This is a genomic window from Neokomagataea thailandica NBRC 106555 (assembly GCF_001598495.1).
Lineage (GTDB): Bacteria > Pseudomonadota > Alphaproteobacteria > Acetobacterales > Acetobacteraceae > Gluconobacter > Gluconobacter thailandicus_A.
On record NZ_BCZB01000001.1, the window covers coordinates 71,463 to 94,830 of the forward strand.

Consider the following 23,368-nt stretch of genomic DNA (forward strand, 5'->3'; position numbering starts at 1 on the left):
GGGGTTTCTCCACCGGCTTTTTTTTGGCCTATTGTGTTGAGGGCAGCGCGTTGCTTGGTCGTGAAATACGGACCATACGCCTCGTACTGACGCCGATTACGTGGCGTGATCTTGAGGATATGGTTGATCTGAAAGGGAATGCAGGCGCGTTTGGGCGGATGCTGGGCGGCGTGCGGGACCGTCTTCAGGCAGAGCGGGAAATGGCAGAGGATATTACGCTCTGGGCGCGCCGTGGTGTCGGGATTTTTGCGATCCGTGAAGAGGGGCGCTTTGTTGGCATCACGGGGGTACATGAGCGGCCTGATGGGCGTGGTCTTGGTTTGCGTTTTGCGCTGTATCCGTGGGCGGGGGGCCGTGGGTTAGGGCGAGAGGCGGCGGGTGCTGCGCTGCGGTTCGTGCTGGATGTTGGTGAGACGCATGTTGTGGCGGTCGCGCGCGAGGATAATTGGCCCTCCCGCGTGGTGTTGGGCAGTATTGGTATGCATCATGTTGAGACGTTTGAACGTGATGGTTATACGATGCTGCTGTATGAGGTGAGGGTGCCGTCCTCACACGAGTGAGGCACTTGTTTCGTTGCGAATTCATAATACTATGAATGGGTATATTTGAAGTCGTGGGCGATCATAATGGAACTGACATTCTTACAAGTTGATGTTTTTGCGGGGGCTGCATTCAAGGGAAATCCCTTGGCGGTAGTCGTCGGTGCGGATGCGCTGTCTGACGCGGAGATGGCGCAGATTGCGAATTGGACAAATTTGAGTGAGACAACATTTTTGCTCAAGCCGATCAGCGCGGATGCTGATTACCGTGTACGGATTTTCACACCGGATAGAGAGTTGCCTTTTGCGGGGCATCCGACATTAGGCACGGCGCATGTTTGGCGTGCTTTAGGCGGCGTTCCTAAGGGTGAGATGGTGGTGCAGGAATGCGGTGTTGGTTTGGTAACGCTGCGTGAAGTGGAGGGGAAGTTTTCTTTCGCCGCGCCGCCATGCCAGCGTACGGGGCCTGTTGATGCTGAAGACCTCGCGCGGGTTGTGCGTGCTTTGAAGATTACGGAAAACGATATTGTGGCGGCGCAATGGACGGATAATGGTCCGGGCTGGCTGTCGGTTTTGTTGCGGGATCGGGCTTCTGTGCTGGCGTTACGTCCTGATTGGAGTGTGTGGGGTGATTTGAAGGTTGGCGTGGTTGGGCCTTGGGATGCGCAGCAGGATGGATCGGATGCTCAATTTGAGGTGCGTGCATTTTTCAGCAGTGGCGATTTTTGTGTTGAAGACCCCGTGACGGGAAGTCTGAATGCAGGCTTGGCGCAGTGGTTGATTGGTAGTGGAATTGCGCCAGCAACATATGTTGCGCGTCAAGGGACGGCTTTGAACCGTGTGGGCTGTGTGTCTGTGGAACAGTGTGGAGACAACACATGGATTGGCGGTGAGGTTGTGACACGCATTCGCGGGGTGATCACGGTATAAGAGGTATAAAAAAGGCCCCAGTTTTTACTGGGGCCTTTTGTGGTGCACCTTAATGGTGATGTGCCAGTTGATGCTCAAGAGCAGTATTTAGGGCATCAACATCGCCGCCGTGGCGGGAAAGGTAGGAGCTGTAATCGCCGCGTTGGTTCATGCGGAGGCTGGCGCCTTCACCGAACATGTCCACCACCTTGGGTGGGTTGCCGGAGATGATCAATTGCATGTTCACCTCTGGCTGCCCCGGACGGTCAATGAGAGCTCGGACACGCTCCCCATCTGGCGTGGAGGTCGAGCCTACGATGTGGAAGCTTACGCCCTGATAATTACCGACCTGATCTGTGATAGTATTCACCAGAACTTGGTCAAACAGAGAGATATATTTTTGCTGCTGTGCTGGCGTTGCAGTGTGCCAGTAGCGGCCCAAGCAGTAGCGGCCAATGCCCTCAATATCGAGGTTTTGCTGCAAAAGAGGCAGGACTTGCTGTTTTTTTGCATCAAGGGACTGACCGGAATTGACGATTCCGACCAGTTTTGTGCCAAAATTATTCACAAAATCCGTTGCCGGGCTTGCAGATGCAGCGCCCGTGCTCAGTGCTGTAGCAGCAACGAGACCCAGAAGAGTGCGGCGTGAAAACGTGTTTAACATAGTGATTATCCTCGGTTTTTGGGTCAGAGAGGTCAATCAATGGTACCAGTCGGGCGTGGTGGCGCGGTGATCCGCGTTCAGCGTGTCCACTTGGCTTTGGCGGTTTTGTTGCCATGCGCTGCGGATATAAGAATAGGGGTCTAAGCTGTCTTGTTCAACATGATCTATTTGATCCGTACTCTCTGCCAGTCCATCCATTGTGCCAAGAATATTGTACGCCCAGTTAAAGGTTAAAAGGCCATAACCTCTGGGGACGTAATTAATTGGGGAGAGACCTTGGCTGATGGCGTAACCGCCAGCATCACGGAAGCTGGATGGACCGACCAGTGGGATAAAGAGATACGGACCACTTGAGACGCCCCAATTGGCTAACGTCATGCCAGGGTCGGTCTCATGCTGAGGGTAGCCCACGAGGCTTGCGACATCAAAAAGCCCAGCAACGCCAGCGCTCATATTGATGGCAAAACGCATGAAAGAGTCGCCTGCGCGGCGGGGTTTGCCGGCGCCGACATCTGAGAAGAACACGGCAGGTTCGCGCCATGTTTGATTCAGATTGTCGATGCTGTGACGGACGGGGGCAGGCACGGCCCAGATCCATGCTTTGCTCACGGGGCGAAGGGCTTTGTGATAGGCCCACATCTGAGCATCATACATTTTGCGGTTTACGGGTTCGTAAGGGTCATTGGCCGCTTTATAATCTGCAAGGTCATCCGGATCGGTTGGAGGCGGATTGCGCAGGGAGCTACAGGCTGTCAGAGAGAGCAAAGCCAGCGTTCCTACCGCCCACCGTTTGGTGGTGGAGAATGAAGGCTTCCCGACAAACCGAAACCGTCGAATGTTCATAAACCAATCCTCGAATACCTTGCTGCAGCGGTGCTCACAAAGACTTTACCGCATGGCGGGAGGCAATGTGTGGCGCCTGAAAGACGCCCGGAATATCCAGCGAGAACGATGCGCAGACAATCTTTAATTCCGCAGTTAACTGCGGATAAAAGCTCTTTTAGAGTATCTGACATGATTCTGCACCCCTCCGCGTTTTCTTGATTTTTAATGCGCAAGCGCCGCATGGTTAGCGGTTCATCGCGGAAAAAGATGCGTTTCGGGCTTTGACGCGATGGAGAATTTTAGAGCACTGTTGCGTGAACTCAACACGGGGGATAGCGTTTATGCCCGCTTTCAATTTGCGCAAGGTGTCTCTTTTGGCTTCAGCCGGTTTGTTCGCCGTATGTGCCGGACAAGCTGTCGCAGCGCCGACGGTGACATCTGCTCCATGGGGTACGACACCCAATGGAAAAGCTGTTAAGATATTCACACTGAAAAATGACCATAATGTGACGGTGCGGGTCATTACGTATGGTGGTATTATTCAGTCAGTTGAGACGCCAGACCGCAATGGTCATGTGCAGGATGTGGTGCTCGGCTTTGGGACGCTAAAAGGCTACACTGTTGATAGTGCTAAGGGTGGCCTGTTCTTTGGTGCAGTGATTGGTCGTTATGCGAACCGTTTGGCCAAGGGTAACTTTCCTGTTGAAGGCAAAGAGTACCATACGGATGTGACGGCACCACCCAATGCGCTGCATGGTGGTAAGCGCGGTTTTGACAAGCAAGTTTGGACATTCGAAAAAAGTGGTGTGAATGCGGACGGTGCGTATGTCACGTTGAAGCTGGTGAGCCCGAATGGGGATCAGGGCTTCCCGGGTACGCTGACCACGCATCTGACCTATACGTTAAGCAATGATGATGCGTTAAGCCTGCATTATGTTGCGACGACGGATGCACCAACGGTTCTGAACCTGACCAACCATTCTTACTGGAATTTGAATGGTGAAGGCAGTGGCAGCATTGAGCCGGAAGTACTTCAGATTAATGCGGATTCTTTCACACCGACCGATGCAACGTCGATTCCGACTGGTCAGGTAGCGCCTGTTGTGGGAACGCCATTCGACTTTACGAAGCCGACTGTTATTGGTGATCGTTTGCGGAGCAATGACCCGCAGATGATGTATGCGCGTGGCTATGACATTAACTGGGTCGTGAATGGTGCATATGGTCAGGCACCACGTTTGGCTGGTAAAGTGTATGATCCACGTTCAGGCCGCAGCATGGAAGTCTTGACCAGCCAGCCGGGTCTGCAAGTGTATACGTCGAACTCACTGGATGGCGGATATGCAGGTATTTCTGGGCATGCTTACCGTCAGGGTGATGCGGTAGCGTTTGAAGCTGAGCACTATCCAGATAGCCCAAACCACCCTTCTTTCCCGACGACAGAGCTGAAGCCGGGTCAGACATTTGACTACACGACGACGTTTAAGTTCTCGAACAAGTAACATATGAAAAGAGCGGCTTTTATTAAACCGCTCTTTTTTATTTTATGTTTGTTGAATATAGATTAGCGAATGCGTCGGCCTTCTTGTACGCCGTAGAAAATGAAGTGCATAAATAAATCGCCTTCATAAGCAGCGAGGTCAGGGTTTGCTGCACGATAAGCGTTCGGGTTAAAAAAGCGATTGGGTGACCGCAGTTCACGGTGGCCAGTTTCACGGTAATGCGTTGCTGCATCAATGCCAGAAGCGGCAACATCGGGGTACTCACGTTCATACCATACGCGGTCAAACACGCAGGCCATATCAAGAACGAATGGACCTTTTTCTGATGCTGGCGGCGCCGCGACGGGGGCTTCAGTAGGCTCCGAAATAAGAGAGGCCTCGTTCTTTTTTTCGTCTGACATAACCTGCTTTGTCTCCGGTTCGGTTTTTTTATTCCGTTGCCGCTGCCGAGAAGCGGATTTCTTGGGTAAAGGTTGTGTCATGTCGGCTCGTGCTATTAGGTTTTAACTGTGAAGACCTTTTTAAAACATTGACGATTTTTAGGGGGGTTGTCCAGAAAGCTTTGTTTATATTGTGTGTCGAAGTGATGGTTTATAGGATATTTTTATTAAACATTTTTGTTCGGGTTAGAATTTGGCTGAATAATACGAGCAGGATTACCAACGGCGGTGGTGTTTTCTGGGACATCACTCAGTACAACGGAGGCCGCTCCGATACGTGCGCGGGATCCAATGGTAATGCGCCCCAGTATTTTGGCTCCAGCTCCGATCAGCGCCCCTTCGCGGATGATGGGGTGTCTGTTGCCACTGAGTTTTCCAGTGCCACCGAGGGTGACATCCTGGAAGAGGGCGACATCGTTTTCAATGATGCATGTTTCACCTATGACAATGCCGGTGCCGTGATCAAGGCTGAGGCGCTGTCCGATCCGTGCGGCTGGATGTATGTCGATGGCGAAGAGTTCGTTGCAGCGGCTTTGTAGGTGATAGGCAAGGTGCCGACGGTTATGGTGCCATAAATAATGTGCGACACGGTGCGCTTGCAGGGCTTGCCATCCTTTGAAGAAGAGAAAAGGGGTGACGAGGTCCGTGCAGGCGGGGTCGCGTTCTTGAATGGCGAGAATGTCAGCAGCCGCAGCTTCGGCGATGGTTGGGGCGTCGGTGAAGATGCTGCTAATGAGGCGTGTGATGGACGTGGCTGGGATGGCGCGGTCTGCCAGCTTTGTGCCGAGGAGTGAGGCAAGAGCAGAGGGGAAGCTTGGGTGATCCCCTATATTCGTGGCGTAGACGTCTTGGATCAGGGGATCATGGCAGCTGCAGGCTTGTGCCTGCATAGTGTGCCAGAGTGTGGTGAGATTTGGCTGCTGTATCATAGGCCCATCGCTCGTCGGACGAAAGCTTTGCGTAAGGAAGGCACGCGGTGTACGCCGGCAATGCCGATGTCACGAACGCGGCGGAGGAGCGGGTTATCGTTGCTAAAGAGGCGCTCTAACACATCCGTTGCGGCAAACATGGCCATATTCGCAGGGCGTGTTCTGCGTTGATAGTGCTGGAGAAGTGTGCGTTTACCAAGGTCTTGTTGATTTTGATGCGCAGTGATCAATAGATCGGCTAAGGCGATGACGTCTTTGAAGCCGATATTGAGGCCCTGTCCGGCTATGGGGTGGATGCCGTGTGCGGCATCGCCCGCGAGAGCGAGGCGGTGGCTGATATAGGTCCGTGCGTATTGTGCGCTGAGTGGATACAGCCAGCGGCGCCCGATCGGAGTAATCGTGCCGAGATCTTCATCGCCCATGCGTGCTTTGATTTCACGTGCGAAGACATCATCTGGCAGGGCGTGGCATCGTTGAGCGCGGCCTTCCCCTTCAGCCCATACGATGGCGGAACGGTGGGGGTGTTCTGCTGTGCCGGGCATGGGTAAGCGTGCGAACGGTCCTTGGGGTAAGAAATGTTCGAGGGCAACGCCATGGTGAGGTTGCTCATGTGCGATTGTCGCGACGATACCGTATTGGTGGTAAGGGACTTTGGTGACGCCAATGCGGGCTTGCTCTCTTAGAGGGGAGCGGCGGCCCTCTGCTGCGACGACCAATTGTGCGCGTACGGTTTTTCCTGTGGCGAGGCGGATTTCGGCATGATCGGGATGGAAAGTGAATGTGCCAGTATTGGGCGCTTCGACGGTTACACCTTCAGATCGTGCGAGGGTATGGTTAATGGCAAGGCGTAGGTCTCGGGCTTCAGCCATCCAGCCGAAAGGTTGATCTGAGGGGGCGTCTTCTACGCCAAAATGCAGAAAGAGAGGGGACGCACTTTCATAAGGGCGGCCGTCTGACACGCGGATTTCACGAATGGGTTGTGATGTGCCGGGAAGATTGCCCCAAATGCCAGCATCTTCCAAAAGGCGGCGTGGCCCTTCGGCGATGGCATAAGCGCGGCCATCGAGAGAAGGGTCTTCAAGGCCGGGAAGTGCTGCGCGGTCTATGAGGAGGACTTTAAGGCCAGCGGCGGAAAGGCGACAGGCTAGGGTGGCGCCGACGGGGCCAGCCCCGTTGATGCAGACGTCATAGCATGTATCCGCCATTGTTCTATGTCCCTTCGCGTATGCGTATTGAGCCGCGCTATAGCGGTTATGTTCTGATTTTAGTCCTACTCCTCAGTGCCGTGAAGAGAAAGAGGGGTCTGTGCATGGGAGGGGTGCGAGTGATGGTTTATGTTTTTAAGGCTGTATTGTAGGGGGGTATTCTGGCTTGGTATTGTGAGCTTTTTCTTGTCGTGAGTGTTGTGAGGAAGAAGTAACAGATTTGTAAGAATATACTCTTGTCGAAAACGTTATGTTAGTGGCACGATCACGCCCATAAAGGTCTTTGCTGCACGTATTTGGAATATGTGCAGTGGGAAAATGAAGAACCCGGCGCTGATGCCGGGAACAGATTGAGGACAGCCCCGCCGTGAAGCTTGTTACTGCGATCATCAAGCCATTTAAGCTCGACGATATTCGTGAAGCCCTGACGCCGCTTGGTATTCAAGGGCTTACGGTTACGGAAGTGAAAGGTTTTGGCCGTCAGAAAGGTCAAACAGAAATCTACCGTGGCGCAGAATATCACGTCAGCTTCTTGCCGAAGTTAAAAATTGAGATCGTTGTTTCAGACAACGTGGTGCAGGAAGTGGTGGATATTATCCGTGATGCTGCGCATACGGGTAAAATTGGTGACGGTAAGATCTTTGTGTCTCCGGTTGATGAAATTATTCGTATCCGTACCGGTGAGACGGGTGAAGCGGCTCTATAAAAGGTTGAAGAAAGCCTTTTATAGGGAACGTTTTCATGGGTAGAGTGCTTGTGGCTTTTGAAGAAAAAGGAAAGTCCACCATGGCACTGTATCGTTTAGTTTCCCGTTTTGCGTTTGTCGCACTTCCTGCTGCGATTGTGTGTGTTGGTGCGGCCCCTGCTGCATCAGCTGCTGCGACCAGTGGTCGTGACTGTCATGCGGCGTTCCAGTCTGCGAAGACGAGTGGTACGTTGCAGGGGCAAAACTACCTCGCTTTTAAAGCAGCGCATTGTGCCTCTGGTACGGTAGCGGGTGCGACACCTTCTGTTGCTGCGCCGGCCGTACCGGCAACTCCGGCGGCACCTTCTGTGCCTTCGGCACCGGCTGTTACGAAGCCTGCTGTTCCTTCAGCGCCGACAAGCGCTTCTGTTAAGCCGAGCGCAACGGCGCTGCCGACAGGTTCTGTTCAAACTGGTGGTAAGGCTGTGTTTCCATCGGCGATTTCGCCTGAATTTGCGAAGTTATCCGCTGGAAAAGCACGTTTAAAAACCTGTGCAGCACAATATCAGGCGAATAAGGCCAATGGCGGTAATGCTGGGCTGACGTGGATTTCTAATGGCGGTGGGTACTGGTCTGCTTGTAACGCGCATCTTAAGGGTTAAGAGCGTTTCGTCAGATTTGGTAAACGGCCGGGTATAGCCCGGCCGTTTTGCTATGTATTCTGTATTTAACGAATGAAGACGTGCTGGTGAGTGTATGAGATCCACACAGTATGTTGTGCGAACCAGTCACTGCCCAAGAGCATATCAACGTTATCATAGAGGGGAGCGACGGTCAGTGTTGGGTGGTCCCATTGTGTTGGGCCAAGTGTGAATTGTTTGAAGTGGTGCCAGTAATAGCGGTGTGGATGTAAATCCACGCCAGCAGCAATGCCGCCCGGATCTCGGGCAAGTTCGTCGTCTGTCAGGCCTAATTTATGGGCAAAATCGAGGCTGACGATATGTGAGCGTGCGCCACTATCGAGTAAGGCGGTGCCGGTGAGGCCATCCAGCGTAAAAGTGAGTGTTACGCGCCCTGATGTAAGATGTGCGGGGATATTGCGGGTTTCTTCTTGTGGTGTACGGCATCCTTGCAAGGGGTCTGCGCGCCAGAGCGTGAGCTGATGGTGCGGAACATCAAATTCAAGATCAAAGCTTGATAGGACATCTGCGCCGATGAGTCCTTCGACCGGGGGATGTAGTAACGGAATGCCTGGTAGTTCACCGACGGCTATGAGGCCACTGCCAAGTTTGAGTGAGCTGAGTTGGAACGTTGTGATGCGTGTGTCTGGAACGGTGGCACCTACACCGCCAGCGCCGGAGAGAGCGGTGCGCAAAGAAGTATCCGTTGGGAGTTTCATACGCTTTACGGCGGAAGGTATAATGAGACTTCCTTGTGAGCCGGTATCGACAATCATGGAAATGGCATGGCCATTGATAGTGGCCGGGACGCTAAGATAGCCGCCGTCATCCCGTAGAGGGAGTGTGATGATGTGTGTGGGTGGAACGCAGCGCGGCGCTGCTAGGTTGGTTGCTGCGTGTGCATAAAGCGGTGATGTCAGGGCCGTTATGCTGACAATGGCTGCGGTGAGGGCTTTGCTCATGATGATTCTGCTCTGGGGTGGGCTTTGCGCCACACATCAAGAAGGTGCTTTTCGTCGGCTAATGTATAGGCTTGCGTCGTAGAAAGGCTGGCATGCCCCATGAGTTCCTGAATGGCGCGTAGGTCTGCGCCGCCTTCAAGGAGGTGTGTTGCGAAGGAATGGCGTAGGGCGTGCGGCGTTGCGGAATCGGGTAGACCTTCTGCTTTGCGCCATTCGCGCATGGAGCGCTGGGCCACGCCGGGGTTGAGTCGTCCGCCGCGTGTGCCACAGAAAAGAGGGGCATCAGGGGAAGGTGAAGGGTGTGCGGCGCGCCATGTGTTTAAGGCTGTTTGAACGGCAGGGAGGAGGGGAACGAGGCGTTCTTTACCACCCTTGCCGCGGACCATGAGAGTATCATGGCCGGTACGCCCAAGATCACTGATATTGAGGGCGAGGGCTTCGCTGATACGTAGTCCTGTGCCGTAAAGCAGGGTGAAGAGTGCTTGGTCCCTGAGGGCAGCTTGGTGGGTGGTGGCATCATCGGCAATAGCGGTTGTTGCGGTGAGCGCTTGTTCTTGCCCTAAGGGGCGGGGGAGTCTTTTTTTGCGTCGAGGTGTCGCAAGGAGGCTGGAATTGGGGTTGGTGATGCCGTGGCGTAGGTTAAGATAGCGGAAGAATGAGCGTAGGGCAGAGACGCGGCGCGCACGGGAGCGGGCACGGCCATCGGCATTGCTGGCGCGGCGGGTGGGTTTTTCGCTGCGTTCGGTTTCGTAAGCGAGCCATGCGCGTAGGTCAGCGAGGGAAAGTGTATTGAGGTGGTGGAGGGTGACGTCACCGCCGAGATGTTGTGCCAAAAAGGCGAGTGCTAAAGTCATGTCATGGCGATAAGCTTCTACAGTACGCAGGCTGGCGCGGCGTTCATGCGTGAGCCATTCAAGCCAATCAGACAGGGCGTAGTCGGCGGGGCGGTGGGCAGTCATCTCTCATAGCCTTTCAGAGAGAAGCAGGTTACACAAACATTATGGCATCAAAGAGCCTAGCGAAGCATGACCTGTCACGAAAGTCCTACGCTGTGGGGGAGCGGGTGCCTGTTTTGGTGCCTTTGCCCTTTGCAGGGGCTTTTGAATATCGCAGTGACATTCCTTTGGCGGCGGGTGATCTGGTGGCGGTTCCGCTGGGGCGACGTGAGATCATAGGTTGTGTGTGGGAGCAAGAGAGTACGGTGCCGCCGGATTTAGCGCCGCCGCCTGTACCATCTGTTGCGGAGCAGAAGCTTAAGGCTGTGATACGGCGTGTGGATGTACAGCCTTTGCCGCAGCAATTACGACATTTTATTGACTGGGTGGCGGCTTATACGCTCAGCCCACCGGGCATGGTTTTGGCGACGCCTTTGCGTTTGCATACACAAAAGCAACCCAAGCCAAGTTTGGGCTGGGTGCGGACGCAGTTGCCGGTTGAAGGGGTGCGTTTAACGCCTTCTCGTCGGGCTGTGCTGGAGGTGGTGGACGAAAATCCGCAGAGCACAGCGGATATTGCTGAGAGTAGTGGGGTGAGTGCGGCGGTCGTACGAGGGTTGGCGAGTACGGGCCTTATTCAAGAAGCGGTGGTGGCTGTGGCTGCGCCTTTTGGTACACCAGATGCTGACTATGCGCGGCCTGTTCTATCGGATGAACAAGAAGAGGCCGCGAATGCTTTAAGGGCGTTAGTGACGGCGGAGCGGTTCTCTGTGGCCTTGCTGGAAGGTGTGACGGGGTCCGGTAAAACGGAAGTGTATTTTGAAGCGATTGCCGCGTGTTTAGCATTGGGCCAGCAGGTTTTAGTGTTGCTTCCGGAAATTGCGCTTTCTGCACAATGGATGGAGCGTTTTGCACGGCGCTTTGGCGTGGAGTCAGCGCTTTGGCATTCTGACTTAGGGCAAAAGAGCCGCCGGGATACATGGTTTGCGATTGCGGCTGGTACGGCGAAAGTTGTAGTCGGGGCGCGTTCTGCGCTGTTTTTACCGTTTGAAACGCTGGGCCTCATTATTGTGGATGAGGAGCATGAAACGTCCTTCAAGCAAGAAGAGGGCGTGACGTATCATGGCCGCGATATGGCTGTGGTGCGCGGGCGTTTGGCGAAAGCGCCGGTGTTGTTAGTGTCTGCTACGCCGTCATTGGAGACATTGGCGAATGTGGAGAGCGGGCGGTATCAGCATTATCTTCTGACATCACGCCATGGCGGAGCGCATTTGCCGGATGTGTCTCTGGTGGATTTGCGGGAAAATGGCCCAGAGCGTGGGCAATTCTTGGCACCGCTTTTGTGTGAAGCGATTGATGAAACGCTTGCTGCGGAAGAGCAGGCGATGTTGTTTCTCAATCGTCGTGGGTATGCGCCGTTGACGTTGTGCCGCACGTGTGGCCATCGGATGCAGTGCCCGAATTGTACGACATGGCTGGTGGAGCACCGGAACCGCGGTATTTTGACCTGCCATCATTGTGGGCATACGGAGGGTATTCCGAAGGCATGCCCAGAATGTGATCATGAAGAAACATTGGTGCCGATTGGCCCTGGTATCGAGCGGGTGACGGAAGAGGCGCAGCAGCGCTTTCCGAATGCGCGGATATTGGTGATGTCGTCTGATACACTGGGTTCAGCGGCGGCTACGGCGGAGGCTGTGCGGCAGATTACGGATGGTGAAGTTGATCTCATCATTGGTACGCAGATTGTGGCGAAGGGCTGGCATTTTCCGAAGCTGACTCTGGTGGGCGTGGTGGATTCAGACCTTGGGTTAGGCGGGGGGGATTTGCGTGCGGCGGAACGTACAGTGCAGCTTTTGCATCAAGTGGCAGGGCGTGCAGGCCGTGCGGAGCGGCCCGGCCGGGTGATGTTACAAAGTTATGTGACGGAGCATCCGGTGATGGAAGCGTTGGTTTCCAATGATTTTGATACATTCATTGCACAGGAGACGGCGCAGCGTCGTCCTGGTTTCTGGCCGCCTTATGGGCGTTTAGCTGCGGTTATTGTGAGTGCGGATGGCGCGGATGAGGCAGATGCTTTGGCGCGGGACATTGCGCGCTGCGCGCCGGAAGGCGAAGGCATACAGGTTCTTGGCCCTGCGCCCGCACCGCTTGCTATTTTGCGCGGGCGGCATCGTAGGCGTTTGCTGTTAAGGACAGTACGGGGACGTGCTGTGCAACCTATTATTCGGCAATGGTTGGCTGATGTACGTGCGAAAGGAAGTGCGCGTATTGATGTTGACGTAGATCCGATATCGTTTTTGTAAGAAAGATAGTATTATTATAGTGTTTATATTGTGTGTTGTTTTTTTGAGGGTTTTGTCTGGTGGAAAGTAATAAAAGCATCTTATATGAAGATGATCGTATTTTGGTTGTGTGGTCTTCTGAGGGATACTTTTCAGATACTGTTTTTATTACTTTTGGGGACCTTTTGTTGAAGCCAGATGGAAAGCGTTTTTTTGCTGAAAAACCATTGAACAAAATTGGTATTTCGTCGGTTGGAATCGTGTCTAAAGACAATGGGTGGTATCAAGGTGATAGTCTTTTAAAGGCGTATAATGTTGTAGAAAGTATTTTGAAAAATTTTAGTAATCGTATTCTTTATGGTGGCTCCATGGGGGGATATGCTGCGATAAAATTTTCTCGTTTATTTTCAGCGACGCATGTTTTGTCTTTATGCCCTCAGTGGTCTTTGGACCCGGATGAGTGGGGCAGGGGTGGTTTTGGTTTTGAAGAGCATTTTAATGATTCTATGCGCGGTATGGGCATTAAAAAAGAAGATGTTTCTGGCGCAGTATATGTCTTTACAGATAGGTTTGATCGTAATGATTTTGACCATTTTTTAAAAATAAAATAACATATAAAGGATGTTCATTATATTAATGTTCCTTTTGTTGGTCATAATGTGACCACTGCCTTTGCAGGGACATCGCGCCTTTTGGATATTGTGAATTCTTTTAGGTCTGGTGATAATAATTCTTTAATTCAAATTAGCAGGCATGCTCGTAAAAGTTTTACATATTATGCTGAAAAATTAGAGAATATAGCGATTGCAAAATATCCTCATTTAGCCGCCAAAAAACTGATACAAAAACATGTATTGCCTGGTTACATTCGGCTTGTTCCTGTTGTTGTGTCTGTATTGAAGAAAGAAAATAGATTAGAAGATGCACGATGTTTTTTGAATAAATTATTCGAAAAAACATCAATAAATTCACGCGACATCGATACGTTATTTTCTTCTGCGTTCATGCTTGGAAAAAATATTGTCATTATGACGGCGCACGGAAAGATATTGTCCGTCGATGTTATGTCTATGGTATTGGCGCAGTGTGATGTCTCGCATAGAGAGTGGGAGTTCCCCATATTGGTAGATCCATATAATAAAACACATTTAATGACTGAGATTAATTCTTCATATTTTTCTGTCTATGACATAAATGGAGAAAAAATTTCTCTTTCAAGAGGGGTTTATGATGTGTCTGCGGAGGTGAATTTATTGCCGTCAGGTGGTAATAAATTTTATATGAAATACAATGACTTGTATTTATGTGCAGAGCCATCGGGGGCAGTTGGGTTTAATCGTACGCACCCTATGGCATGGGAGGAGTTTTATTTTAAGATTTTATAAGTCTATTTCGCATTAATCGTTAAAATCTAAAGACTAAATTGGATTGGAAAAAGCTACCGGACTGGCCTCCCGCTTTATGGAGTCCGTTGGACGTGATGAAGCGTGCACCAATGAGCTGCCATGTGAGGTGGCGTTGTAGTTGGATTAGCAAGAAGGCTTGTGGTTCAACTCCAACAAAGCGGCCGTGATAGGGGTGTGTAAACGTAAAGGGGCCAGAAGAACTCCAAATAGCGCCGTTCATATTTTCACGCCACAAGACAGGTGCTTTTAAGCGGAGGGATGCATAGCCTTTGAAGGGGGTAATACTGATGACGGGTGAGAGGGAGATAAGGTTAGACGGCTGTAGATAGGTCGTTGGGTCTGAGTAGGTCGTTTGTGGGTTATAGGGGCTTATATAGGTGTGTAGCGTTGGGGAGTGTCCGTCTTTCCCGCCAGAATAAAGATCAAACTGTGCGCCGATAAAAGGATGTAGTGGGGATGGGGTATGGCGGTATCCGGCTATAGTATTAATGGCCCATGCGGAGACTGTACTGGTGGGCATATGATTAGTGTATTGAAAAGTTCCATTTTGATATAATCCACCAAAAGAGAACTCGAAATCCCGTGCAGTACCGTACCAGCGTGCGCCAATATTGCCACGAGATGATGTGCCGGTGAGGGTTCTTTGACCGCTAGGAACGGCGGAGAGGCTCGAGGCATAGCGATAGCGCAGGTAAAAGACGTCAAAAAATGAGTGAATGTGGTTTGAGCCGATCGTGAAAGTGGGTATGACGGCTGTACCATCGGTGCCGTATAAGCGCGTGCCCCAGTCAATAGTATCATGGAACATTTTAGTTGGGTTGGTGTTGGTTTGCGCGAAGTCGAACGTATCCAAACGAAACTTAGGCCAAAAGGCGTAAAAACGGGTGCCATTCCATGACAGGGGCACGTTCGGCGTTTCACGATTGTAGAGAATGTAGGAAGGCGCATCGAGAAATTGCTGTCGACCGACAAGCAATCCGGTGCGCGCCCCTGCAAGCTGGCCTTTGAGTTCAATAAAGGCTTGTTGTGCGTCCAAGCGCTTACGGAAAGTTTGATTATATCCGAAGCCCTTCCAGCCTGCGGCATCACCATTGACCAGTTGGCCAAAGAGACGCACGTGTTCACCGAGGTGCAGATCCGCCCCGAGCAGATTGCGCATCGTGAAGCGGCCTGAATTGGGGTTGCCGCGTCTGCCTAAAAAGGGTGCTTCTTCCGCCCAGTTGCGGAGGCGGGTTTCACCCGAAAGGGTCAGCCAGATGGTTTTGTGTGTGTTTAAAGCGATGAATTTGAGTGGGTCGAGCGCATCATCCGACTTTTGGGGGTTGCGGAGGTCGCTCCAATCTTCGGCCCATGGTGCAATGCCGTAACGGCCGACAGGGCCAAAGCCGGCGGCCTCGCCAGTGCCATAATTAAAGGCACCCCACGGCCCTTGATGTCCTTGTGTTGGGCGGTTCAGGTTGGGGGGGATGCGGCGTGGTTGGCCTACGAAGCCCGCATGTGGGTAATCTTGTACCGGGGGGCGGTTATGCGGTGCCCCGGGGAGCCATGATGGCGGTTGGGGTGTGCCGTCTGTTGTCTGTATGGCCGCTTGTGCTGGTGTAGGGGGGGTGATCGTTGTGATGGAAAGCAGGCACGCACTGAAAAGAAAGGTGTGAGAGGGCTTCTTCAGTACATGCAGGCGGGGCATAGAATCGCTTTCATATTTCGGTATATAAAAAATTATATCTCATTATACGATTAAGTGATGTGGTTAATTAATCAATATAAAAATATATCGTGTGAATAACTAAATATAAAAGTTATTCATCGTTGTATTGAATGTGAATTTGCCCGCGTGTCATGTCGCGGAGTTCTGCTATGACGTCTTCTAAAATGGTAAGAGGCACGGCAAGGGCGAGTTGAACGCCATCAGCATCGAATTGAGTGTCTGTTTTTTGCGCTCCCCATGTGGCGCAGCGTGCTTCTAGGCGGGCAAAGAGGGAGAAGGGGCAGTGGAAGCGGAGCGTGCCGGTTTCGATCCGCTCGGATTTGGGTGCCTCACGCAAACAAGCTGCTGCGGCTCCGCCATAAGCGCGCACAAGGCCACCCGCTCCGAGTTTGACGCCACCAAACCAACGGATCACCACGACCATCACATTATCAAAGTTCTGTCCGTCAATTGCGGCAAGGATGGGGCGTCCAGCCGTGCCGGAGGGTTCGCCATCATCACTTGAGCGAAAACGTTGGCCGGTGCGAAATGCCCAACAATTATGGGTGGCGTCTGGGATGGCCACTTTTTGCAGAAAGGCCATGGCTTCGGCTTCATCATTCACGGGGGCCGCATGGGTATGAAAAACGCTATTGCGCACCACGGAATGGTGTTCGGTAGGGGCATCAAGGGTCCAGATCATCGAGGGATTGTGCCTGATCCGCAGCGCGATGTCAGGGGGGGAGGAACGGGGGTAGGGAGATTGGTAGGAATCTGCTATGAAGGGGCATGTTTTCCGATCTGATTGGGCGGCTTAATGCTGCCTGCGCCCGCCATGCCGTAAAGGTCGTTGCTCTGTTTGTACTGCTGATTGCTGGCAGTATTGGGCTGAGTGCTCTACGTTTGAGTGTGACGACGGATACGGGGAAAATGTTCGCGGACTCGCTGCCATGGAAGCAGCGTGTGACAGAGATGGATCATCTGTTCCCGCAAGATGCCGATCAGCTTGTAGCGATTTTGGATAGTCGTACGCCTGAAGCAGGGCGTGAAGCGGCGCGGCAACTCGGTCAGATTCTGAGCAAGGACCATGTGCATTTTCGTACCGTGACGTTGCCGGATGATAATGCGTTTTATCGTCAGAACGGCTTGCTTTTTCTGGACCGAAAAGACCTAGAGCCTTTGTTGGATTCTATTGTTTCAGCTCAGCCTTTTTTAGGAACATTGGCGGCAGATCCTTCAGCGCGTGGTTTGTTTGGTGCGCTCGGATTGGTGGGAGAAGGTCTGCGCTCTGGGCAAGGTGTTCCGGCGGGCTTTAATGGTGCGCTGAATGGCTTTGCAACGGCTTTGGAGCATGCTGTGCAGGGGCACCCGGTAGACCTGTCATGGCAAAATCTGTTGCTTGGACAGCTCTCAAGCATGGGGACGGGGCATGAGTTTGTCGTAACGCAGCCTGTGCTGGATTATAATGACTTTGAGCCCGGAGCTGCCGCGACGCAGGCCATGCGTCAGGCCATTGACAGCTTGCCTTTGGTGAAATCGGGGCAGGTGAGTGGTCTGATTACGGGTGAAGTGAAGCTGGGGGATGAGGAGTTCTCCACGGTTGCGCATGGGATGATTACTGGGCTGATCATCTCGTTGGTGCTGGTGGCTTTGTGGCTGGTTCTGGCTGTGCGTTCTCCGAGATATATCGCCGCGATTTTGCTGACGTTGATTACGGGCTTGCTGATGACGACGGGGCTTGCGGCTCTGGCGGTTGGTGAGTTGAACATGATTTCCGTTGCGTTTGCGGTACTGTTCGTTGGGATCGCTGTGGATTTCGCAATCCAATACAGTGTGCGTTTGCGCGGGCAGCGTGATGCGGCGGGAAAAGCTCTTCCATTATTAGACGCTATTACGCTGACGGGGCGTGAAAGTGGTGCGCAGATTCTTGTTGCGGCCCTCGCTACGGCCGCAGGGTTTCTGGCCTTCACCCCGACGCGCTTTATTGGTGTGGCGCAGTTGGGTTTAATTGCCGGAATTGGCATGGTGATTGCCTTTATTTGCACCATGACGCTACTCCCGGCGTTGTTGAGTGTGTTTCGTGCGCGTTTAGGGGATGGTGAGCCGGGGATTGTCTCTCTGCGTTCGGCAGATGCTTTTTTGCGGCATAAACGTACTCGTGTGATTCGTGTTTTTGGTCTTCTGGGTGTTGTCGGCGTGGCGTTAATGCCATTGCTGAAGTTTGATGCTGACCCTTTGCATACAAAAAACCCGAATACGGAAGGGATGCGCGCTCTTCACGTCCTAGAAGCGAACCCACTGACCACGCCTTATAGTGCACAGACATTAGCGCCCAATATGGCGCAGGCGGCTCATATGGCTGAGGTGTTTTCGAAGTTACCAAGTGTGCATGATGTGTTGTGGCTCGGGGCTTTGGTGCCGGAAGATCAGGATGCAAAGCGTGCAATGATTGAGGATACAGCCTCGATTGTGCTGCCGACTTTGGAGGTGACACCCGCATCTGCACCTGATGCTACGGCTCTGCGTGATGCGGCAGGAAAAGCGGCGGCTCAGTTAGATGCTGTGCAGGGACAGCTTTCCCCAGCTTTGGAGCGAATTCGGCAGGCATTGCGGGTTTTGTCAAAAGCACCGGATGATGTTCTGTTGCGGACGAGCCAAGCGCTTACGCGTTTTTTGCCAGATCAATTGAGCACATTAAAGACGGTCTTGCGTCCTTCTGTTGTGACATTGACCTCAATTCCGGAGGATATTCGGCGTGACTATACATTGCCTGATGGTCGTACGCGTCTGACGATTCATCCGAACGGGCATATGTCTGAGACGCCAGTGCTCCATCGTTTCGTAGCGCAGTTAGAGACGGTAACGCCGAATTTAGCGGGTCCTGCGATTGCGATTATGGGGAGTGCTCAGACAATTGTAACGGCCTTTATTATTGCGGCAGTGTCTGCGCTTGTGATGATCGCGGCAATTTTGCTCGTGGTGTTGCGGCGTATGGTGGATACGGCCTTGGTGATGGCACCTTTGTTGATGTCGGCTTTGTTGACGGTCATTGTGATTGTTACTGTGCCGGAGACATTGAATTACGCGAATATCATCGCCTTGCCTTTGCTGTTGGGTGTGGGTGTGTCGTTCAATATTTATTTTGTGATGAACTGGCGACAGGGGTTGAAGCGGCCTTTATCCTCGCCAACAGCACGTGCTGTTTTGTTCTCTGCACTGACAACGGCTACGGCTTTTGGATCTTTGGCGGCATCTGCACATCCTGGCACCGCGAGTATGGGGCGATTATTGCTGATGTCACTGGGCTGTACATTGGCGTGTACATTGGTGCTTGTGCCAGCCTTGCTGCCCAAACGCCCAGAGGACACGGTGTGAGGAAATATTACAGACTAAATTAAATGTGACAATTAAGACACAATATAAAATACAGTTTTATAATGTGTTGTAATTTATATTGCGCAATCGACATAAAGATCCTCACTCTTTGAATCGGATTTTAAATCTTGGTTACAAAGTGAGGAATTTTTGTGGAAAGAGTATCGTTTTCGGTAGGTGTTGGAACAACGTTGCGACCGTTGATGATGTCGCGCTCTCTTTTGAAGGTACTGCTTTTTGCTGGAATCTCCTCAGCAAGTTTTGTGGCGTGTGAAGCGCAGGCTCAAGCTGCTCCGGCAGTGGTGAAAGCATCCAAAACACATCATAAAGTGCTGCATAAGGCTGCACGTGTTGCTCCTCAACAAAAGCAGGCTTCAACAACGACACCTGTTGCGACGATACAGCCCCGTGCAGTGCCGAATGTAGCACCGCGTGGTGTTGCAACCGTTGCGCCGGTTGCGGCCCAATCCGCTGTGATTGCGCCTGCACAGTCACAAGAATTTGTGAGCGTTACGGGCACACGCTTGGCCAAGAACCGCTTAAACAACGTTATGGCCGGTACGACGGTGGATGGCGCGCAGTTGCGTGCACGTGGCTATACGGATTTGTCTCTTGCCATGCTGCGTGAGAACACCGCGTTCTCTTTGGGTGATGCGTCCCCAATCGGTGGGCAAAACTCCTTTGGGGCGGGGCAGAGCTTCTCCTCGCTCTTGGGGTTGGGGTCTCAGCGTACGCTGACTCTGATCAACGGTATGCGCATGGTCGGTGGTGAAACGGCATCGCTGTATGGCGGTGGGTCTGGTTCACAGGTCGATGTGGCAACAATTCCGACGTCTTTGGTGAAGCGTGTTGAAACCAAATTGGGCGGCGCAGGTGCCGCGTATGGTGCGGATGCCGTTGCCGGTGTGATCAATTACGAGTTGGATGATCATTTTAAGGGTGTTGACCTGACAGCGCAGGGCAACTGGTCCCAAAAGCTGGATGCGCCACAAGAAAAAATTACATTCAAAGCCGGTACGTCTTTTGATCATGATAAAGGCGGCGTGGTCTTTGATTTAGAGTACCGCGGTGCAGGCGGTATGCTCGCGAATGACCGGCCTTATTTGACGGGCTCGCAAGCAACGACTTATGCGCGTCCCGCTTATGGTGTCACGACACCTTATGCGCGTGTTTTGACACCACAAGTACGCTTCTTACAGAATTCCGTTACGGGTATGCCGATGCTTCAGGCACCGGGTGGTTCATTGCCGGTGAGCCGTGGTTTGGCGAGTTCCTACGGTGTGGGCAATGCCGCTGGTCAGGCATTAATGTTCAGTGCTGACGGTAAATCTTTAGTGCCTTTGACCACAAACTCAGCGCTCCGTGATGGTTTGCGTGGCAGTGGTGGCAATGGTTTGGCGCTGCAAAATTACAGCCAGCTTTATGCACCATCAAGCAAGCTGAACCTGACGACGCTTGGACACTACGATATTACCGACCATCTGCATGCAACGTGGCAAGGTTGGTACGCTCAGGGTAGCGCGTCTCAGCTTGTTGGGCAGGGGACGTGGAATACGCCGCAATTTGCAGATCCGTTGAGCTTGCAGAGCTATCAGCAAGACGGCGTTGTGAATGGTGCGTATCAGTTGAGCACGAATAATCCGTTCCTGACATCTGCGGAACGCACGACGATTAAGAATGCACTTGGTAAAGCGGGTTTGCCGACTGATACATTCTACCTGACGCGTTTGAATCAAGATTTGGATGCTGGTTTGTATCAAACAAACTTGACGATGTTCCGCTTCCAAGGTGGGTTGAATGGTGATTTCAACGCACTTGGGCGTAATTTTGGCTGGTCTGTTAAGGGTGAATACAGCAAGTACATCAATGATACGGTACAGCCTTCTATCGTTACGCAAAATTTGACGAATGCGTTGAATGCAACGACGGATGCGTCTGGAAATATTGTCTGCGCACCGTACACGAATTCGACGGCTGTAACGCGTAGCTCTACCTGTGCACCGTTGAATCCGTTTGGTTTCAATCAGTTGACGCCAGCGGCACGTGACTATGTGATTTCGGATGCACATACTAAGAATCACAACGTACAGCGTGATATTCAAGCTGAAATTCACAGCACGATTGTTCGTCTCCCAGCGGGTGATGTTGCGTGGGATCTTGGGTATGAGCATCGCCGTGAGGGCTATGACTTTAACCCGGGTGCGTTCTTTGCTGGCGAAAAGCAGGCTGACGGCACGTATAAGCAGTATGGTAATGCCACGGCGTTGCCTCCCACGGGTGGTGCGTATCATACGCATGAAGCATTTGGTGAGTTGGATGTGCCATTGGTGTCACCCAATATGCATGTGCCCGGTATTTATAACCTTTCAGCAACGACGAATGGTCGTTTCACCAATAACAGCATGACCGGTAATTATTGGACGTATATGTTCGGTGGCGCATGGTGGCCGACACGGGATTTCGGTTTCTCAGGAAATTACAGCCAATCCGTACGTAACCCGTCTGTGACGGAATTGTTTTCTCCGCAAAGCACGTCGTATGAGTCCGCATCGGATCCGTGCTCTATTGAATATATCAATAGTGGGCCGAACCCTGCTATTCGTGCGGCAAACTGCAAAAGCCAAGGTATTCCAGCAGGCGGTTTCTCATCCAATATCAATTACTACACCATTCCGGGTAAATCGGGTGGTAATCCGCACCTTCAGAATGAAACGTCAAAGAGCTATACGGGTACTTTGGACATTCATCCGCACTTCATGCGTGGCTTTGATATGACGGCATCTTTTGTTGATATTAAGGTCAATAACGAGATTACGTCTCTTAGCGCTGGGGATTTGATGAATGCTTGCTATGATTCAAGTTCATTCCCGAATTCTTATTGCAGTAGCTTTTCGCGTGATTCGAACCATCAGGTTACCGGCTTTACGGATGGGTACTTCAATATTGCCAACCAGCATCTTCAGGCGATGCAGGCGCATTTGAGCTACTATCTGCCGCTTACGCGTCTTGGTTTGAGTGAGTCGTTTGGCGATGTTGAATTGACGGGTGATTACACGCACTACATCAAGAACAACACGACGTATCTGGGTTCAACCTATCAAGGTGTTGGTACGACATCGAGCCCGAAAGATTTGGCAACGCTCAACCTGAATTATTATCGTGGTCCATTCTTCATGCAGTGGCAGACGATTTATTATGGTGCGTCACAATATGCTGTGCAGGTTGCTAGCACGACGTATGAACATAATAAGCGGCCGGACTTTGCGTATTTTAATACGACGTTCGGTTACCAGATCACAAAGAATTTCGATGCGAACTTCATGATCAACAACATCACGGGTGCTTTGCCAAAGTATCCGGGAACGGTGAGCATGACGCGTTATTATGATGCGATTATTGGACGTTCGTTCCAGTTGAACATCGGCGCGCATTTCTAAGGCTAACATCGTCTGTGCCAATGATAAAAAAGGGAGGCTTTGGCCTCCCTTTTTTTAGTGGCGTAGCTTAGATGCTGCCTTCTGCAATGCGTAGGAGGCGTTCAGGGCGTAGAACGTCGATATGTGTGATGCCGTGAATGTTGATCAGCCCTTCGCGTTTGAACAGGCTGAAGGCACGGCTGACGGTTTCAATTGTCAGGCCGAGGTAATCGGCAATATCGCTGCGGGGCATGGGGAGCGTCAGCGAGAGATCGGTGGTGTTGTCAGATCCGGTGACGCGGTGGTGGCAGCCGATGCGCTCAATAATGAAGCTCGCAAGGCGTTCTTGCGCGCTTTTGCGGCCTAGGAGTGTCATGCGTGCCTGGCTGCGGGCGAGTTCACGAGAGGCTTCACGGCGGAGGCGGTTTTCTAAGTGCGGAAAACGTTCTGTCAGACGTTCCATCGCGACATGGGGAAAGCGGCACAGATGCGTGGGGGTGAGGGCTTCTGCGCCAAAAGCATATCGATCTTCAGCCGCGAGGCCGAGGAAAGAGCCGCGTTCAGCAAAGCCAGTGACCTGACGGCGTCCATCGGGGAGTAAAGTAAATAACCGGATTGTACCGTCTGTCACGACAAAAAAGTCTCGCGCCGGGTTCCCCTCTTCAATGAAACCGCGCCCTGCGGGGACGGTCATTTTTGATGATTCGCGTGAGAGAATGCTGAGATCGGCTTCGTCAATGGCGTCACAAATACTGAACTGTCGGCCTGCGCAATGGATGCAACGGTCTGAGGGTTCTTCGTGAGTGGAGGGTATGGGCATGGGCGCGCAAAGTCCTTCTGTAGCGCAATGAGCCCCTGCGGATATGCTTTTGGCATTTGTGGGTAAGGTGCACAGCAAAGCCATAATATGTGTTATCCGAGCAT

The 23,368-nt window shown here is 52.3% G+C and carries 20 protein-coding genes; 10 read left to right on the top strand and 10 right to left on the bottom strand.

Features of this window, described 5'->3' with window-relative positions; translation table 11 throughout:
- Nucleotides 1–50: 50 nt before the first annotated feature.
- Nucleotides 51–560 (top strand): GNAT family N-acetyltransferase, encoded by a 510-nt coding sequence (locus tag NTH01S_RS00315; protein ID WP_068167632.1) that lies wholly within the window; start codon nt 51–53, stop codon nt 558–560.
- 66 nt (nt 561–626) lie between these two features.
- The gene (locus tag NTH01S_RS00320) at nt 627–1,469 is read left to right on the top strand and encodes a PhzF family phenazine biosynthesis protein (protein ID WP_068167635.1); all 843 of its coding nucleotides are present in this window, start codon (nt 627–629) and stop codon (nt 1,467–1,469) included.
- Between the two features lie 49 nt (nt 1,470–1,518).
- Here NTH01S_RS00320 and NTH01S_RS00325 read toward each other — a convergent pair whose 3' ends face one another.
- Together NTH01S_RS00325 and NTH01S_RS00330 are read right to left on the bottom strand one after the other, a co-directional pair.
- A complete protein-coding gene (locus NTH01S_RS00325; RefSeq protein WP_068167636.1) occupies nt 1,519–2,112 on the bottom strand; it encodes an MlaC/ttg2D family ABC transporter substrate-binding protein in 594 nt (197 codons plus the stop codon).
- Nucleotides 2,113–2,148: 36 nt separating this feature from the next.
- Nucleotides 2,149–2,955: an MlaA family lipoprotein gene (locus NTH01S_RS00330; RefSeq protein ID WP_068167638.1), complete on the bottom strand. Its 807-nt coding sequence runs from the start codon at nt 2,953–2,955 to the stop codon at nt 2,149–2,151.
- A 323-nt stretch (nt 2,956–3,278) separates the two neighbouring features.
- On the opposite strand from NTH01S_RS00330, the gene NTH01S_RS00335 reads away from it, so the two are divergent.
- Nucleotides 3,279–4,439, top strand: a complete 1,161-nt coding sequence (locus NTH01S_RS00335) for an aldose epimerase family protein (RefSeq protein WP_068167641.1) — start codon at nt 3,279–3,281, stop codon at nt 4,437–4,439.
- Nucleotides 4,440–4,501: 62 nt separating this feature from the next.
- Here the strand turns inward: NTH01S_RS00335 and NTH01S_RS00340 are convergent, their stop codons facing one another.
- From NTH01S_RS00340 to NTH01S_RS00350, 3 genes are all read right to left on the bottom strand, one after another.
- On the bottom strand, nt 4,502–4,840 hold the full coding sequence (locus NTH01S_RS00340; RefSeq protein WP_068168103.1) for a hypothetical protein: 339 nt from the start codon (nt 4,838–4,840) through the stop codon (nt 4,502–4,504).
- A 206-nt stretch (nt 4,841–5,046) separates the two neighbouring features.
- Entirely contained in the window at nt 5,047–5,808 is a 762-nt protein-coding gene (gene cysE / locus NTH01S_RS00345; RefSeq protein WP_068167643.1) for a serine O-acetyltransferase, read from the bottom strand.
- Nucleotides 5,805–7,013, bottom strand: a complete 1,209-nt coding sequence (locus NTH01S_RS00350; protein ID WP_068167646.1) for a UbiH/UbiF/VisC/COQ6 family ubiquinone biosynthesis hydroxylase — start codon at nt 7,011–7,013, stop codon at nt 5,805–5,807. The genes cysE and NTH01S_RS00350 overlap by 4 nt, the downstream gene beginning before the upstream one ends.
- 367 nt (nt 7,014–7,380) lie before the next feature.
- Between NTH01S_RS00350 and glnK the strand changes: the two genes are divergently transcribed.
- Together glnK and NTH01S_RS00360 are read left to right on the top strand one after the other, a co-directional pair.
- Nucleotides 7,381–7,719 (top strand): P-II family nitrogen regulator, encoded by a 339-nt coding sequence (glnK, locus tag NTH01S_RS00355; RefSeq protein ID WP_068167647.1) that lies wholly within the window; start codon nt 7,381–7,383, stop codon nt 7,717–7,719.
- 35 nt (nt 7,720–7,754) lie between these two features.
- On the top strand, nt 7,755–8,360 hold the full coding sequence (locus tag NTH01S_RS00360) for a hypothetical protein (protein ID WP_068167649.1): 606 nt from the start codon (nt 7,755–7,757) through the stop codon (nt 8,358–8,360).
- A gap of 65 nt (nt 8,361–8,425) precedes the next feature.
- Here NTH01S_RS00360 and NTH01S_RS00365 read toward each other — a convergent pair whose 3' ends face one another.
- Together NTH01S_RS00365 and NTH01S_RS00370 are read right to left on the bottom strand one after the other, a co-directional pair.
- Nucleotides 8,426–9,340 (bottom strand): retroviral-like aspartic protease family protein, encoded by a 915-nt coding sequence (locus NTH01S_RS00365; RefSeq protein WP_068167651.1) that lies wholly within the window; start codon nt 9,338–9,340, stop codon nt 8,426–8,428.
- Nucleotides 9,337–10,299: a tyrosine recombinase XerC gene (locus tag NTH01S_RS00370; RefSeq protein ID WP_068167653.1), complete on the bottom strand. Its 963-nt coding sequence runs from the start codon at nt 10,297–10,299 to the stop codon at nt 9,337–9,339. The genes NTH01S_RS00365 and NTH01S_RS00370 overlap by 4 nt, the downstream gene beginning before the upstream one ends.
- A gap of 41 nt (nt 10,300–10,340) precedes the next feature.
- On the opposite strand from NTH01S_RS00370, the gene NTH01S_RS00375 reads away from it, so the two are divergent.
- From NTH01S_RS00375 to NTH01S_RS00385, 3 genes are read left to right on the top strand one after another with little or no spacing between them, the layout of a single operon-like run.
- A complete protein-coding gene (locus tag NTH01S_RS00375) occupies nt 10,341–12,581 on the top strand; it encodes a primosomal protein N' (RefSeq protein ID WP_068167657.1) in 2,241 nt (746 codons plus the stop codon).
- Between the two features lie 59 nt (nt 12,582–12,640).
- Nucleotides 12,641–13,171, top strand: coding sequence for a hypothetical protein (locus tag NTH01S_RS00380; RefSeq protein ID WP_068167660.1), 531 nt, complete (start codon nt 12,641–12,643; stop codon nt 13,169–13,171).
- Nucleotides 13,172–13,219: 48 nt separating this feature from the next.
- Complete coding sequence (locus NTH01S_RS00385; RefSeq protein WP_068167661.1) at nt 13,220–13,945, top strand: fascin domain-containing protein; 726 nt, start codon at nt 13,220–13,222, stop codon at nt 13,943–13,945.
- A 19-nt stretch (nt 13,946–13,964) separates the two neighbouring features.
- On the opposite strand, the gene NTH01S_RS00390 is transcribed toward NTH01S_RS00385, so the two are convergent.
- Together NTH01S_RS00390 and NTH01S_RS00395 are read right to left on the bottom strand one after the other, a co-directional pair.
- Nucleotides 13,965–15,653, bottom strand: a complete 1,689-nt coding sequence (locus NTH01S_RS00390) for an alginate export family protein (RefSeq protein ID WP_084366784.1) — start codon at nt 15,651–15,653, stop codon at nt 13,965–13,967.
- A 112-nt stretch (nt 15,654–15,765) separates the two neighbouring features.
- A complete protein-coding gene (locus NTH01S_RS00395) occupies nt 15,766–16,356 on the bottom strand; it encodes an IMPACT family protein (protein ID WP_068167664.1) in 591 nt (196 codons plus the stop codon).
- A gap of 86 nt (nt 16,357–16,442) precedes the next feature.
- Here NTH01S_RS00395 and NTH01S_RS00400 point away from each other — a divergent pair, with 86 nt between their 5' ends.
- Together NTH01S_RS00400 and NTH01S_RS00405 are read left to right on the top strand one after the other, a co-directional pair.
- Nucleotides 16,443–19,028 carry an MMPL family transporter gene (locus tag NTH01S_RS00400; protein WP_068167666.1) on the top strand — a complete coding sequence of 862 codons (2,586 nt, stop codon included), beginning with the start codon at nt 16,443–16,445 and terminating at the stop codon, nt 19,026–19,028.
- Nucleotides 19,029–19,180: 152 nt separating this feature from the next.
- On the top strand, nt 19,181–22,465 hold the full coding sequence (locus NTH01S_RS00405; protein WP_245642010.1) for a TonB-dependent receptor domain-containing protein: 3,285 nt from the start codon (nt 19,181–19,183) through the stop codon (nt 22,463–22,465).
- A gap of 67 nt (nt 22,466–22,532) precedes the next feature.
- Here the strand turns inward: NTH01S_RS00405 and NTH01S_RS00410 are convergent, their stop codons facing one another.
- On the bottom strand, nt 22,533–23,264 hold the full coding sequence (locus tag NTH01S_RS00410; RefSeq protein ID WP_084366786.1) for a Crp/Fnr family transcriptional regulator: 732 nt from the start codon (nt 23,262–23,264) through the stop codon (nt 22,533–22,535).
- Nucleotides 23,265–23,368 lie beyond the last annotated feature (104 nt).

Bases quoted from the DNA above. Each gene is read 5' to 3' on its own strand.
- NTH01S_RS00410 (WP_084366786.1), bottom strand. From the start codon at position 23,264: ATGCCCATACCCTCCACTCACGAAGAACCCTCAGACCGTTGCATCCAT.
- NTH01S_RS00400 (WP_068167666.1), top strand. From the start codon at position 16,443: ATGTTTTCCGATCTGATTGGGCGGCTTAATGCTGCCTGCGCCCGCCAT.
- NTH01S_RS00320 (WP_068167635.1), top strand. From the start codon at position 627: ATGGAACTGACATTCTTACAAGTTGATGTTTTTGCGGGGGCTGCATTC.
- NTH01S_RS00360 (WP_068167649.1), top strand. From the start codon at position 7,755: ATGGGTAGAGTGCTTGTGGCTTTTGAAGAAAAAGGAAAGTCCACCATG.
- NTH01S_RS00335 (WP_068167641.1), top strand. From the start codon at position 3,279: ATGCCCGCTTTCAATTTGCGCAAGGTGTCTCTTTTGGCTTCAGCCGGT.
- NTH01S_RS00395 (WP_068167664.1), bottom strand. From the start codon at position 16,356: ATGATCTGGACCCTTGATGCCCCTACCGAACACCATTCCGTGGTGCGC.
- cysE (WP_068167643.1), bottom strand. From the start codon at position 5,808: ATGATACAGCAGCCAAATCTCACCACACTCTGGCACACTATGCAGGCA.
- NTH01S_RS00370 (WP_068167653.1), bottom strand. From the start codon at position 10,299: ATGACTGCCCACCGCCCCGCCGACTACGCCCTGTCTGATTGGCTTGAA.
- NTH01S_RS00340 (WP_068168103.1), bottom strand. From the start codon at position 4,840: ATGTCAGACGAAAAAAAGAACGAGGCCTCTCTTATTTCGGAGCCTACT.
- NTH01S_RS00365 (WP_068167651.1), bottom strand. From the start codon at position 9,340: ATGAGCAAAGCCCTCACCGCAGCCATTGTCAGCATAACGGCCCTGACA.
- NTH01S_RS00330 (WP_068167638.1), bottom strand. From the start codon at position 2,955: ATGAACATTCGACGGTTTCGGTTTGTCGGGAAGCCTTCATTCTCCACC.
- NTH01S_RS00325 (WP_068167636.1), bottom strand. From the start codon at position 2,112: ATGTTAAACACGTTTTCACGCCGCACTCTTCTGGGTCTCGTTGCTGCT.
- NTH01S_RS00375 (WP_068167657.1), top strand. From the start codon at position 10,341: ATGGCATCAAAGAGCCTAGCGAAGCATGACCTGTCACGAAAGTCCTAC.
- NTH01S_RS00390 (WP_084366784.1), bottom strand. From the start codon at position 15,653: ATGCCCCGCCTGCATGTACTGAAGAAGCCCTCTCACACCTTTCTTTTC.
- NTH01S_RS00350 (WP_068167646.1), bottom strand. From the start codon at position 7,013: ATGGCGGATACATGCTATGACGTCTGCATCAACGGGGCTGGCCCCGTC.